Source organism: Vallitalea okinawensis, assembly GCF_002964605.1.
Classification (GTDB): domain Bacteria; phylum Bacillota; class Clostridia; order Lachnospirales; family PQDH01; genus Vallitalea_A; species Vallitalea_A okinawensis.
Window position 1 is genome coordinate 73,136 of sequence record NZ_PQDH01000008.1, and the last position, 14,229, is coordinate 87,364.

Annotated in this window: 16 protein-coding genes; all 16 read right to left on the reverse strand. The window is 34.1% G+C overall.

What is annotated here, in order from left to right:
• Nucleotides 1-4: 4 nt before the first annotated feature.
• Nucleotides 5-1,141, reverse strand: a complete 1,137-nt coding sequence (rodA, locus tag C1Y58_RS19270; protein ID WP_105617970.1) for a rod shape-determining protein RodA — start codon at nt 1,139-1,141, stop codon at nt 5-7.
• Nucleotides 1,142-1,145: 4 nt separating this feature from the next.
• Entirely contained in the window at nt 1,146-1,418 is a 273-nt protein-coding gene (minE, locus tag C1Y58_RS19275) for a cell division topological specificity factor MinE (protein ID WP_105617972.1), read from the reverse strand.
• Nucleotides 1,419-1,429: 11 nt separating this feature from the next.
• Nucleotides 1,430-2,230, reverse strand: coding sequence for a septum site-determining protein MinD (gene minD, locus C1Y58_RS19280; RefSeq protein WP_105617973.1), 801 nt, complete (start codon nt 2,228-2,230; stop codon nt 1,430-1,432).
• Nucleotides 2,231-2,283: 53 nt separating this feature from the next.
• On the reverse strand, nt 2,284-2,943 hold the full coding sequence (minC, locus tag C1Y58_RS19285) for a septum site-determining protein MinC (protein ID WP_105617975.1): 660 nt from the start codon (nt 2,941-2,943) through the stop codon (nt 2,284-2,286).
• A gap of 11 nt (nt 2,944-2,954) precedes the next feature.
• Nucleotides 2,955-5,738 carry a penicillin-binding transpeptidase domain-containing protein gene (locus C1Y58_RS19290; RefSeq protein WP_105617976.1) on the reverse strand — a complete coding sequence of 928 codons (2,784 nt, stop codon included), beginning with the start codon at nt 5,736-5,738 and terminating at the stop codon, nt 2,955-2,957.
• A gap of 108 nt (nt 5,739-5,846) precedes the next feature.
• Entirely contained in the window at nt 5,847-6,362 is a 516-nt protein-coding gene (mreD, locus tag C1Y58_RS19295) for a rod shape-determining protein MreD (RefSeq protein WP_157950209.1), read from the reverse strand.
• 11 nt (nt 6,363-6,373) lie between these two features.
• Nucleotides 6,374-7,243, reverse strand: a complete 870-nt coding sequence (gene mreC / locus C1Y58_RS19300; protein WP_105617979.1) for a rod shape-determining protein MreC — start codon at nt 7,241-7,243, stop codon at nt 6,374-6,376.
• A 25-nt stretch (nt 7,244-7,268) separates the two neighbouring features.
• Nucleotides 7,269-8,288 carry a rod shape-determining protein gene (locus C1Y58_RS19305; protein ID WP_105617981.1) on the reverse strand — a complete coding sequence of 340 codons (1,020 nt, stop codon included), beginning with the start codon at nt 8,286-8,288 and terminating at the stop codon, nt 7,269-7,271.
• A gap of 312 nt (nt 8,289-8,600) precedes the next feature.
• Nucleotides 8,601-9,302 (reverse strand): RadC family protein, encoded by a 702-nt coding sequence (radC, locus tag C1Y58_RS19310; protein ID WP_105617982.1) that lies wholly within the window; start codon nt 9,300-9,302, stop codon nt 8,601-8,603.
• A gap of 104 nt (nt 9,303-9,406) precedes the next feature.
• Entirely contained in the window at nt 9,407-10,003 is a 597-nt protein-coding gene (locus C1Y58_RS19315) for a Maf family protein (RefSeq protein WP_105617984.1), read from the reverse strand.
• Between the two features lie 266 nt (nt 10,004-10,269).
• The gene (locus tag C1Y58_RS19320; RefSeq protein ID WP_105617985.1) at nt 10,270-10,518 is read right to left on the reverse strand and encodes a DUF4321 domain-containing protein; all 249 of its coding nucleotides are present in this window, start codon (nt 10,516-10,518) and stop codon (nt 10,270-10,272) included.
• A gap of 224 nt (nt 10,519-10,742) precedes the next feature.
• On the reverse strand, nt 10,743-11,531 hold the full coding sequence (locus C1Y58_RS19325) for an RnfABCDGE type electron transport complex subunit B (protein ID WP_105617987.1): 789 nt from the start codon (nt 11,529-11,531) through the stop codon (nt 10,743-10,745).
• 15 nt (nt 11,532-11,546) lie between these two features.
• Entirely contained in the window at nt 11,547-12,122 is a 576-nt protein-coding gene (rsxA, locus tag C1Y58_RS19330) for an electron transport complex subunit RsxA (protein WP_105617988.1), read from the reverse strand.
• 15 nt (nt 12,123-12,137) lie between these two features.
• Nucleotides 12,138-12,740 (reverse strand): electron transport complex subunit RsxE, encoded by a 603-nt coding sequence (rsxE, locus tag C1Y58_RS19335; RefSeq protein ID WP_105617990.1) that lies wholly within the window; start codon nt 12,738-12,740, stop codon nt 12,138-12,140.
• Entirely contained in the window at nt 12,740-13,315 is a 576-nt protein-coding gene (locus C1Y58_RS19340) for an RnfABCDGE type electron transport complex subunit G (protein WP_105617991.1), read from the reverse strand. Before C1Y58_RS19340 ends, rsxE begins: the two co-directional genes overlap by 1 nt.
• Nucleotides 13,316-14,227, reverse strand: a complete 912-nt coding sequence (locus C1Y58_RS19345) for an RnfABCDGE type electron transport complex subunit D (RefSeq protein WP_242985440.1) — start codon at nt 14,225-14,227, stop codon at nt 13,316-13,318. It lies immediately after the preceding gene.
• Between the last annotated feature and the right edge of the window lie 2 nt (nt 14,228-14,229).

Sequence of the window (14,229 nt, forward strand, 5' to 3'; positions counted from 1 at the left end):
GCCTTCACCTCCTAGAATATGTTGTTATATTTCTCATCATACCCACGTTTATAACTAAACCAATACCAAGCATATTAGCCCATAGCGAACTCAGTCCATAGCTCACAAAGGGTAAAGGAATACCTGTATTAGGCAATATACCTGTAGTCACACCTATATTAACAAATGTTTGAAATCCTATTAAAGTAGCAACACCTGTGCACAATAACTTTCCAAATAAATCGGGCGCATTTGCAGCAATCCAAAGTATTCTTATAATAATTAATAAAATTAAACCAATGACAGAAGCGCCTCCAATGAAACCAAACTCTTCCGCTAAAACTGCAAAAATGAAATCAGTTTGTGGTTCAGGTAAATAACTATGGCTAATCGTACCTTGATACAAACCTTTACCATTTAATTGACCTGAGCCAATAGCCTGAATAGATTTCATTGTTTGATAGGCTTCATTATCAGCAAACTGCTCGGGATTAAATAAGGCCTGAATACGCATTGCCTGATAACCTTTTAAAAATATAGGTTCAATCTGATAAGCATCCCATATAACAAAGGCTAAAATAGGTAATGCAATAATCACTGCAGTACCAATGTATTTAGGATTTAAGCCTGAAACAAATAGAGCTGACGCTAGTATGACTATAAGTACTATACTTGTTGATAAATCTGGCTGTAACATAATTAAAGCTGTTGGTAAAAAAACCATTGTTGCAACAATAATTAAGAAAGAAAAATCATTTATTTTTGCTTGATACTTATCCATTAATTTTGCTAAAAAAATAATAATCAGTATCTTAGCAAATTCTGAGGGTTGAAATTGTACTGGTCCTATTTCAATCCACCTGGAAACACCATTGCCTGTCCCTATTGCTAAGACGGCAGCTAATAAAACAAGATTAACAGCATAAAAAACAATATAAAGTTCTTTCATAAACTCATATCTGAAAAAAGCCACAATAAGCATGAGGACTAACCCCGAAAGAAACCCAAAGATTTGCTTTATATAAACTCTATCTAAGCTTTCTTGAGAGCTAATCTCTAAAGCACTACCTAGCACAATTAAACCAAAACCGAATACGATAACTACTAAAATGATCAGCCAAGCATCGAAATACTTAATTGACTTTTTTTCAAATAAAATCATAAAATCATTCCTCTGAATCTTCTTTTAAGTCTCGTTTATAAGAAATTGGAATCGATGTACTGATCATTGGATATTCTGATGGATTTTCTTTACATTTAGGTTTATGGATAACTATATCAATATAGCTTTCATCTACATCAATGTATTTTGATATCGCTTCAACTATATCACTCTTGATCATATCAAGCAAATCTGGAGCACACTCGATTCTATCATAACTAACAACTGACTTCAATCTCTGTTTAGCAACTTGACCACTTAATTTGTTATTATTCATGATCGTACCCCCTAGCTTATTCTAAAGAAACTTTTTAGTTTATCCAAAAAAGAATCTGAAGTAAAATCATAAACAGGAAGTGGAACATTTTCACCTTGTATACGCTTGGCAATGTCGATAAAGGATTGTGATATTTCTGTATTATCCTTTTTCCTAATAGTGGCTTCACCTTTATTGGAAGAAATAATAACTTCATCATTTTCAGGTACAACACCTATTAGATCAATGGATAGAATATCTACAATATCATCGACAGTTAACATATTACCATCTTTGGCCAGCTTGTATTTAAAGCGGTTAACTACCAGTGAAGGGTATTTCAATTCATTATTTTCAAGAAGACCAATAATACGGTCTGCATCTCTGATAGATGATACATCAGGATTTGCCACAACTATAGCACGGTCAGCCCCTGCAATAGCATTTTTAAATCCTCTTTCAATACCCGCTGGACAATCAATTAATACGTAATCATACATCTCTTTGAGTACATCACAAAGTTTAATCATTTGTTTTGGGTTAATAGCATTTTTATCTCTGGTTTGAGATGCTGGCAGTAAATAGAGATTACTGAAACGTTTATCCTTGATTAATGCTTGTTTAACACGACATTGTCCTTCTATAACATCTACTATATCATAACAGATTCTATTTTCAAGACCTAAAACTACATCCAGATTACGTAACCCAATATCTGCATCAACAATACATACTTTTTTATTCAAATAGGCCAAAGCTGTACCAATATTAGCTGTACAGGTTGTTTTTCCTACGCCACCCTTCCCAGAGGTTACGACAATCACTTCACCCATTAGGATTCCCCCTTCTAATATCTATCTGCCACCATAATCCATTGAATAGAACCTCATAATTCAATGGGCAAATTCCCAATTGTTTTATAGTCAAGCGGTTCTAAAATAATCTGACCATCTTTCACATAAGCAATCTCAGAATACTTCTGAACCTTTTTCAAATTACGCTCCTCATCTGAAGCTCGTCCAATGACTTGTCCAATTTTAATGAGATTGGGTCGCATACTGAATGCTACAATAAATGCACTATTATTATCTGAATACCCTGCTTGTACGTTACCTTTAAGGTGTCCTAATACAATGACGTTTCCATCAGCAATAACTTCTGCAGACGGATTGACATCACCTAAAACTACTAGATGTTTATCAGATCTAACACATTGACCAGCTCGAATAGTTCCCTTATAAAACTCTGTATCTCTAACTGGTGCTCTTTCTATTTCTAGAGACTTCTCATTAATTGATGCTATAATTTTTTCACAATTAATGGATGTCTTATTTATAATTATATCAACTAATTGAGAATATTCAAGGTTATTTAAATCATTCCCCTTGAATATTATATTGATTTTCATATTCTTAAAGAAATCTGTACTCTCATTTAACTTTTCAATCAGTCTTTCTTTCACCTCATCAAAAGGTGTATTTTCAGGGAGTTGAATGATAACTCCTTCTTTTGTACCCTTTATTGAAATACTTTTCTCTTTTATCATCTTCCCCACCTTTAGTAGACAAATATATTATCTATACTACCATCTTCTTCTTCTTTGTTAAAATCAAAATAGGTTTTGGTTACTTCCTTAAATAATAGAGCTGCGTCAGCAGAACCACCTGAGTATGGTAATATAACAGAGACAGCAATTTGCGGTTGCTCATAGGGTGCATAGCCAACAAAAAGACCATGATCAAAACCATCACCATGACTATTTTGAGCTGTTCCAGTTTTACCTGCAACATTAATGGGCATATCTTCGAATACTGTTCGTACAGTTCCATTCGAACCAGCCGTAACATCATGCATACCCTTTTGAACAGCTAATAAATTCTCTTCCTGAAATGAATTCTGGTAATAAATTTTAGGCTCTTTATCTTCAATACTTCTTCCTTCTTGAGTCATTACGCTATCAACAAGATATAAATCATATGTGGTTCCACCATTAGCCAACGAAGATGTGTATCGAGCTAATTGACTAGCTGTAAATTCATCCCTGTTATTTCCAAAAGCTGCACGAATTGCATCTATACTATCCATTAATGATGTATTTTCGACAAGCTCTACTCCAGTAGGTGCATCTAAACCAAAGTAATGCATGTATTCTTCCATGTAATTAATTCCGACTATGTGATCAAACCGATTGTCCCCTAGAGATCCAAGTCGATAGGCTATTTCAGAGAAGTAATAATTACAGGATACTTCAATGGCTCGACTGACATCTGTATTACCATGCACATACCCGTACCCAACAGCCCAACAGGATGGTGGTTTAACTATCCCCACATTCTTATATGTTCCAGTAGCATAAATCTGTTCTGATGGTGTTATAACTCCTTCTTCAAGTGCGGTCATGGCAGTAAGCATCTTAAAGGTTGAACCAGGAACGACTCTTTGCTGAGTAGCTCGATAATATAATGGTTTTGTTTTATCCTTATAAATAAGAGATCTGTAATCTGAATCATTCATGATTAAGTTATTATCATAACTTGGATAACTTACCAAAGAGATAACTTCACCTGTATTTACATCTGTAACAACCACAGAACCTGTACTTGGATCTAATCCTAGTTGGCGTGGCGTTATTTGCCCCTCATTCAATTTAGTTTCTATAACAGTTAGAGGATTTATGTTTCCGTTCTGTACTGCAGTTACTTCTTCATCGGTACCTGTAAGAATACCTTGTTCGTATAATACCATTAAGAACTGGGTATCACCGATATAGTTATTTTGTATCAGGTATTCATAAATTTTGAATTGAAAGGTTTCTGTCTTGATAAAGTCTTTAAACTCAGCTTCTACAATTTTTCTTGCTATCTCTCTAGCGTCCTTTGGTAAATCATCGTACACAGATAAATCAATGTAATCATTTTTTACACAGTGCTCAATAAAATCTAATGCAGTAATTTCATAGTTCTTATAGATTTCATATACTTCATCATCTTGTGACTGATATAAATAGTACCCTAATTCATAATTATATTTAAAATGTTTATTGATTTTCATTCTTTGAGCCATTTCAATGTAAAATTCTTGATTAAGCTCATTGTAATCTTTAATTAAAGTATCTGAAAAAAGCAACGCATTATATGTTTGAACGAACTCTTCTTCTAAATTCTTATAAGCATTCAATAATACATTGGAATAATACAAGTCTGGGTTACCTAGTTGATTAATATCTATCATGTAGTTATTAATGGTGGCAAACAAAACATCATTTACCCCGTATTCTCCATCCTTAGTAGGATTGAGAACAATCTTATCCAATAAAACACTTACTAATTGCTTCTCAATCAATTGATAGATATCTTCTTGCAATTCAGCATCTATTGTCAGGTAAACATTATCACCTTGAGTTGGATCCTCAAGAACTGTTTGAGAAATAATCTTACCAGTATTATCAACTTCATATACTTTCTTACCTTTGTTTCCCTGTAGATAAATTTCCATTTCTTTTTCGATTCCTGAGCGACCCACTTGATCAAACTGATCATAGCCCAGTTTAGCTAAATCTTCAAGCAAGTCATCTGTCATAGATCCTGTATAGCCTACCATATGAGCTACTGTCTCCCCATAAGGGTATATTCGAACTGTGTTAGTCGTTACAAACACACCTGGAAATTCGTCTTGATGCTCTTTAACCAACACGATAGTATCTTCATTAACATCATCAGCTATGGTTATAGGTTGATAACTACGATAACGATTCATAAAGATATTGTAACGAATATTCATGATGTTCAAAGTATTCTCTATGCTCATAGTGGGATTGATATAAAAAAGTTCGTCTCGGATATAACCGTATAAGTCCTGAGGATTCATGTCAACTTGCTCATCACCAAGGGTTTCATCTTTGAAAACATCTTTCTTAAAACGTCGAATTTGGCTCTCAGAAAAGGATTCATCGTATAGAATCTGGCCGTTACGATAAACAAGAGGAATCGTATAATCAATGTTGTCCCCTTGATCTTCAATGACGTTTATTAACTCATGTATATTATTATTCATCTCTTCATGTGTTAATTCACTTGCTTCTTCTGGCATGAACATGATGGAATAAACATAATCATTAATTGCTAATGGTCGTCCATTGACATCGTATATATTACCTCTAATACCATTAGTTTCAACCTCACGTTGATTATAACTTTCCGTAATAATAAATTCTTCACCTTTTACAATTTGCAGATAAAAAGTCCGAACTACTAAAACGCAGAAGAGAAAGACAATGAATACACCGAGGATAAATACACGATTTGTTATGATTTCAATAATTTTTTTGAATATAGGTTTCATATTACATCACCCAAATTTCATCATTATATTAAACTCCATCCAGTTTAGGTGAAAGTTCCATACTAAATAGAATAAGTTATTTACTTACTGGTATTTGCTCCAAATTGATCATCTAATACGACTATATCTCTTTCTTTCATACATATTTAATCTATCGTCAATAAAATATAAGAACTTATACACGAATAGTCCTATAAGCAATGTGTATATCATTTCCGGTAAGATGATATTAGTTATGTATTGCCATATGTTGAGGTGACCTGTAAAAAGGTAAGTAAAAACGTAGACCAAAAGTCCATATATAAAATCTGCAGTAAAAATGAGGACGAAGGGTAAGACATAGTTTTCTTTGTAAAAGTCTTTATTAAAAAAACCAGCTACATATCCGATATAGAAAAACATGAGGGTTTGAAATCCAAACACAGGATAAAATAAAATATCCTGCAAAGCACCTATAAACAATCCCACAGTTCCTGCTGTTTTTGATCCTCTTAAGATACCAAGTGAAACGACAAGAATAATTAACAAATTAGGGGTAATACCCCTAATTTCAAAATTCTTAAGAATTGTAGTTTCTAAGCAAAAAAATAGTACGGATAGTAACACTGTAACTAGGGTTCTCAAAGGTTTTCCTCCTACTCTATCCCTTCTAATTCTTCTTTTTCATTCTCAAAATCTTCTTTATAAGATTGAGTTATGATTAACACTTCATTCAAATTAGAAAAGTCAACTACAGGTTTTAAATATGCAGTCTTCGTTAATAAGTTGGGATTTTCTTCTACATCTGTGATCATACCAATCGTTATACCTGGCGGATAAATATCACCCAAAGGGGATGTTACAATGTTATCACCTTTAACAATTTCTGCTTCACTATTAATAAAAGTTACTTGACATATGCCTTCTTCAGCTAGCAGTTTATCGCCTTCGACAAAAAGAGTATCACTAGTTCTTACAACTTGTCCATGAACACTGCTGGAATCATCGATAATGGATTGAACAACTGCATAATGTTCACTCACGTCGACAATATGTCCAACCAACCCACTATCTGCAATAACAACCATTCCTTGTTCAATCCCATCACTTCTACCCTTATCAATAGTAAAAGTATTATACCAATTACCAGGTGCTTTCGCTATAATACGGGCACCTGTCATTGGATATTCTTCATATGTTAAACTTAATTGAAAAAGCTTTCTTAAACGTTCTAATTCAGTATGTTCTAATTGCAATTTACTATTTTCAACTTCTAGTTCTTCGACTTTAGCTTTAAGCAACTCATTATCTTCTTCAAGATTATCTAAGTTGGTTACCCATCCATAAATATTGGAAAACCAATTACCAGTGTTATTAAACCCTTTTTGTATAGGAGTGATAATGTAGCCTACAGTCTGGTTGACAATGTTATCACCACCCACATAGGAAGTAATAACTATGAGGGTAATGCAAGTCAATGTTATGATTAGAAGGATATACCTTGCTTTTAAACTAAATTTTTTCAAAAACTGACACCCCCATTAATCCCCCTTATTGAATCAGTACATTCTTTAATATGTCTATTTGATCTAATACCATACCAGTACCCAAAGCAACACAATTAAGTGGTTCTTCTGCAATATGGACTGGCATGCCTGTTTCTTTATGAATTATAGTATCTAAAGATTTCAGTAATGCTCCTCCACCCGTTAAAGTAATTCCTGTCTCCATTATGTCAGCAGCTAATTCAGGTGGTGTTTTTTCAAGAGTATACTTAATAACATCTATAATAGAATTAATAGGGTCACTAATAGCTTTAGTTACTTCCTTACTTGTTAATTCAATCGTTTTTGGCAAACCTGTTATCAAGTCACGTCCTCTTACTTCAATAGTTTCGAGACCAAGTTCATCATCTGCCATAGCATAACCAATTTTAACTTTAATGTTTTCAGCAGTACGTTCACCAATCATTAAGTTATAAGCTTTTTTAATGTATAATACAATATGTTCATCTAGATCATCGCCTGCTATACGTAATGAGCGACTAGTAACGATACCTCCTAAAGAAATTACAGCTACTTCAGTAGTCCCGCCACCTATATCAACGACCATACTACCAGTTGGCTCAGCAACTGGTAAATTTGCTCCGATAGAAGCAGCCATAGGTTCTTCTATTAAATAACAAGCTCTTTCACTTGCTCCAGCTTGTATTGCAGCTTCTCTAACAGCTCTTTTTTCAACTTCTGTAACTCCTGAAGGTACACATATAACTACACGAGGTTTACTACCAAAGAGTCTTTTTTTAAAAGCTCGACCAAAGAAATATTTCAGCATGGTATGAGTTGTATCAAAATCAGCTATAACACCATCTTTCATCGGTCTTGTTGCTACTATATTACCTGGTGTTCTACCTATCATTAATTTTGCCTCATTACCAACAGCCAGTACCTCTTTCGTGTTCTCATTGAGAGCCACAACAGAAGGTTCATTAACAATAATTCCTTTTCCTTTTACGAACACAAGAGTATTCGCAGTTCCTAAATCTATACCTAAATCATTCGAAAATAGCATGTTTATTCTTCCTTTCTAAGTCTAACAATAGGTCCCCTCAGTCAAAATCTTCTATATTATTCCACCCAATACATGAATTCATGCAACGAATAAGAAAATAATTCCATATAACTGCGTAAAATGAATAAGACATGAAAAAAATAAACTAGTCAAGTTGTGAGTTTTTGTTTATTAGAATATACCTAATCCACCGTCATGATTTCTATATATCTTATGTTATGAATTAAATATAATCAATGTTAATAAGCAAAATAAAAATAGATGACTACTTTATTTAAATTATATGCCTAATTGGTCTGGTAGGATAATCTATTAGCAGATCCCTTTTTCCTTCAAACTAATATATCTACCATCACCTATAATAATATGATCTAAAACCTTTATCCCAAGTAATTCACCGCATTCTACAACTCGTTTGGTTATCAGACGATCTTCCCTACTAGGAGTTGGATCACCACTTGGATGATTATGTACCATGATTAAATTAACCGCTCCATGTCGTATAGCTTCAATAAATATTTCTCTTGGATGTACAATTGAAGCATTGACGCTTCCAATTGTCATAATCTTATCTGCTATGATTTGATTTTTGGTATCTAGACATATGAGTCTAAACTGCTCTTGCTTCAAATAACGCATTTCAGACATGTACATGGCAGCAACACTACTTGGTGAATTAATTTTTAACTTTTCAATGGCATTTAACTTAGCTATTCTTTTAGCTAACTCAAAAATTGCACCAATCTGAATAGATTTCACTTCACCAATACCTTTAACGGTCCTTAATTCTTCAGGAGTTCTTTGAATAAGCCCCATTAATCCTGGTTGCTCAGAATCTAATAATAGTAGTTGATGTGCTAAGTCAACAGCTTTGATTTTATGGGATCCTGTTCTCAATATTACTGCTAACAACTCTGCATCTGACAAAGTATTTACGCCATACTGTAAGCTCTTTTCATAAGGTTTCTCGGAGTCAGGTAAATCTTTCATCGTTAAATGTTTATCTCTTACCATCAGAACACCTCAATATTTAAAATTGCAAGCTTGGTCCAGTTGTAATCTACTTTTCTCAGTGCAAGTATCATAATCATTATTATATATTTGCTCATTATTTATGATTAAAATGTCATCATCTTTGGTAAAGAAATCCCTAATGAGTCAAGACTTAGATAAAGTCTTCGTAAAGGTAAGCCCATAACATTAAAGAAATCACCATTAATTTTTTCAACAAAAATAGAACCGATACCTTGTATACCATATGCACCGGCTTTATCCATTGGTTCCTTGGTATCAATATAAAATTTTATTTCTTCTTCAGTTAACTCAGCCATTAAGACTTCTGTACAATCATGTGTTACAATCTTTTTGTCTTGGTAAAGATCTATTATTGCAAGTCCTGTATAGACGCGATGTTTCTTACCACTGAGTCTTTTCAAAATAAGTATTGCATCTTCAATATCTTTTGGCTTAAGAAGTATCTCCCCATCCAATTCTACAATGGTATCTGACCCAATGATAACAGCCTTCTCCGATGTATTTTCCGCCACAGCTTTAGCCTTTTTAAAAGCTAAATACTCAACGATCTCTTCTGGTGACATGTTGCTATCATAAGATTCTTCAACTTCTTCGGATAAAATTTCAAAGTCTATCTGTAATAATTCCAGTAATTCCTTTCGCCTAGGTGACTGAGATGCAAGAATAATTTTTTTTCTCATTCTTTCCTACCTCATTATACAATACATTGAACTTTATGTTTCAAGGGCTTAAAGTTCAATATATCCTTCATTAACATTAATAAGTGAATAACACTAAGCAATTGCTAATTCCATAGCAATCTCATTCAACTTATGTATCATTTCAGCTTGAAATTTCACCATCAATCGTTTTAGCTATAAATAGTCATTATCTTTCTTTTACTAAAAAGCTATGATCGATTAACAGGTAAGCATAAAGATGACGAAATGAAAAAATTGTGGACCTATTATTTCATTTTTCTATATGCAAAGATCGCTAAGAGAATTCCAATAATACTAGCAAGATTTATTGAAATTTTTAGATTCATATCAAATTCAATAATACTAAAATTAAATTCGGGGCTTAAAGTAAATACTTGTCCATAATTTAACCAACTTAATATAGGCGACTCTGCAAAATAAGTACCTAAAAAACCACCAATTACAATACCTATGAACAGAAATAATACAAAAATCCATCCACTTTTCTTGTTCATCTAAGCTTGCCTCCCCTCAAAGTATACCCCAATATATACTTTCCAAACCATTCATTAATTCGGGTAGGTTTAGGTCTGCTACTGACCTTGTCAAGTATAAGTTGATAATTTATTCTATTTTATTCTAGCATAAAAAAAATATTTTGTATACAATTTTGTTTAATTGAAAAAGTATTTTAAAAATCATGTTATAAAAGCGAAAAGATGACCCGAAGGTCATCTCTTTAAATGAATTCTATTGCATTTGTTGGACATTTTTCTACACAATTTCCGCATTGTGTGCATTTACTATAGTCAATGTGAGCAAGGTTGTTTGTAACTGTAATGGCACCAGGTTCACAAACTTTTGTACACATGCGACAACCGATACATCCCACTTCACAGGATTGCTTAACATCTTTACCTTTGTCTTCACTGTGGCACATAACACGTACTTTCTTCTTTACAGGAACTAACTCAATGAGGGCTTTTGGACAAGCAACAACGCATTTTCCACAACTCGTACATTTTTCTTCATTAATAACAGCAATTCCATCAATGATATCAATAGCACCAAAAGGACACGCTCTTTCACATGTGCCAAGGCCAAGACAGCCATATCGACAACTTTTGGACCCTCCACCTGGAATATTTGCTGCTTCTAAACAATCATGAATCCCTTCATATACATATTGCTCTTTTGCTTTATCACATGTACCGTGACACATAACAAAAGCAACTTCTTTTTCCTTTGTCTCAGCTTCAACACCCATAATACCGGAAAGTGCTTCTATGGTTTGAGTTCCTCCAACTGGGCAAGCATCAATAGAAACTTCTCCAGAAGCTACAGCCTTTGCGTAAGCATCACATCCTGCATAACCACAACCACCGCAGTTAGCACCTGGTAAAGCATCTCGAATTAAAGGCACTTTTGGGTCGACTTCAACAGCAAATACTTTAGAAGCTATACCTAATCCTAAACCTGCTACTATTCCTAACCCACTTAATATTAATATCGGAAATAAAATCTCCATCAGTCATCCCCCTCCTTATATAAGGCCTTGGAAGCCTAAAAAGGCAACCGCCATCAACCCTGCAGTGATCAGTGCAATTGGGAATCCCTGAAGTGAGGGTAATATGTTATTTTTTTCAAGTCTTTCACGAATACCTGCAAACAATACAATAGCTAACGTAAAACCTATTGCAGCTCCTGCACCATGAACAACACTTTTTAGTAAATTATATTCTAGATCTTTGTTTAAAACAGCAACCCCAAGTACAGCACAGTTCGTTGTTATTAGTGGTAAGTAAATACCTAGAGCCTGATAAAGTGATGGGCTCACCTTTTGAATAACAATTTCAACTAATTGTACCAGTGAAGCAATAACAAGTATAAAAGCAATTGTTGATAAATATTCCATACCGATAGGTTGTAATACCCACTTATAAACAATGTATGAGATAATAGATGCCATTGTCATAACGAAAGTAACAGCCATTCCCATCCCAAATGCCGTTTCAACCTTTTTAGATACGCCTAGAAAAGGACAAATACCTAAGAAACGTGATAATACAAAGTTGTTAACTAGTATAGCAGATAATAATATTAAAAGATATTCTGTCATCCTATTTCCCCCTCACTAAGCGTTAGCTTTTCTATTTTTAACAACATTAAATAAAGCTAGTAAAATACCTAGAACAAAGAATGCTCCTGGCGCTAATACCATGATTACTGCTGGTTCAAAGCTATCTGGCATAATTTGCATACCAAAAATCATACCTGCCCCAAAGAGTTCTCTCACGACTCCAATAACAGTTAAGGCAACTGTAAAGCCAATCCCCATACCTAAACCATCAAATAAAGATGGTAGAACTGAATTCTTAGATGCATAAGCTTCTGCACGGCTTAAAATTAAACAGTTAACAACGATTAAAGGTATAAACAACCCTAAAGCATTGTGTAAGTCAGGTAAATAAGCTTGAAGTAATAAATCTATCATTGTGACAAAGGTTGCAATAACAACGATAAAAGCTGGAATACGGACTTTACTAGGAATCAGCTTACGAATTAATGCAATAACTAAATTAGATCCCATTAAAACTGCAGTTGTTGCAAGTCCCATACCTAGCCCATTTTCAGCAGAAGTAGTAACAGCAAGAGTAGGACACATACCTAAAACTTGCATAAAAATTGGGTTTTCTTGTATAATACCTACTTTTAAACGCTCAATAAGATTTCTCATTATTGTTCCTCCCCTGCCAAAATGTCTTCATAATAAGCCAAAGCATCATTAACACCATTGACAATAGCATTAGATGTTATCGTAGCACCAGTTATGGCTTGAACTTCACTTTCAGAAGGTGCATTTTTAGTTAAACCAATAACTTCAGGTCCCTTACCTGGGAACTGATCTTTAAATTCTGGATTATTGGCATTTGCACCTAGACCAGGTGTTTCTTGATGTTGTAGCATATGCATACCTGTCACAACACCCTCTTTATCCAACCCCACGAATAAAACAATGGTTCCACCATAACCTTTAGTAGTTACTTTCATGGCATAACCAGCATCATTGGTTGCTTTGTAGGCTTCAACGATACTAGGAAAAGACGTTGAATCAACATCAATACTATCAAACCCATCAGCTTCTGATAATACCATCTTTAATGCTTCATTTTTAGCTTTCTCCATTTGGGTCATTCTAGGTTCGTAAGTCATTTCATCTACAAAACCTAATAAAGCTCCTGCAATTGCAGTAATGATAAAAAGTACAAGACCTAAAACCAGTATATTCTCTGTATTGTTTAATTTACTCATTTAAGCCACCTCCCCAAATGTTCTTGGACGCGTGTAACGATCAATTAATGGTACTGCCAAGTTCATTAAAATGATGGCATAAGATACCCCTTCAGGTAATCCAGCAAATTTTCGTATAACAACTGTTAATAGTCCACAACCAATACCAAATAAAATATGACCTTTTGATGTCATAGGAGAAGTACTATAGTCTGTAGCCATAAAAAACGCTCCTAAGATTAATCCACCAGCAAAAATCTCATATAAACCATTACCACCAAATAAATATGTTAATGCAAAAACTGTACCAACATAAGTAATAGGAATACGCCAGCTGATAACGCCTCTATACATCAAATATGCAGCTCCTAATAATAAGAAGAGAGCTGATGTTTCTCCAAGGCTTCCACCTATAGTTCCAACAAACACATCGGATAAAGGTGGTAATGCACCCTCACCTAAACTTATGGCTGTTAAAGGCGTTGCAGATGATACACCATCTATTGCAAAATTACTCATATGACCAGCCCATGAAGTAAGTAAGACAGCTCTTGCTGCTAAAGCTGGGTTCATAAAGTTCTGACCTAAACCACCAAAAAATTGCTTAACTAATATAATTGCAAATACTCCACCTATGATTGGTATCCAAAATGGCACATTTGAAGGTAAATTATATGCTAATAAGATACCCGTAATTAATGCACTGAAGTCTTTTACTGTAACTGGTTGATTGGTTAGCTTTTGCCAAACATATTCAGCACCTACACAACTTATTACTGATAAAAGAATGATAACCAGTGCATCAAATCCAAAGAAATATATACTAAATAAACCTGCTGGTATTAATGCTAATACCACATCTAACATGATTCTACTCGTTGAATCTTTAGATTTTACATGAGGTGAAGAAGTTACTTTAAACAATTGTGACACGA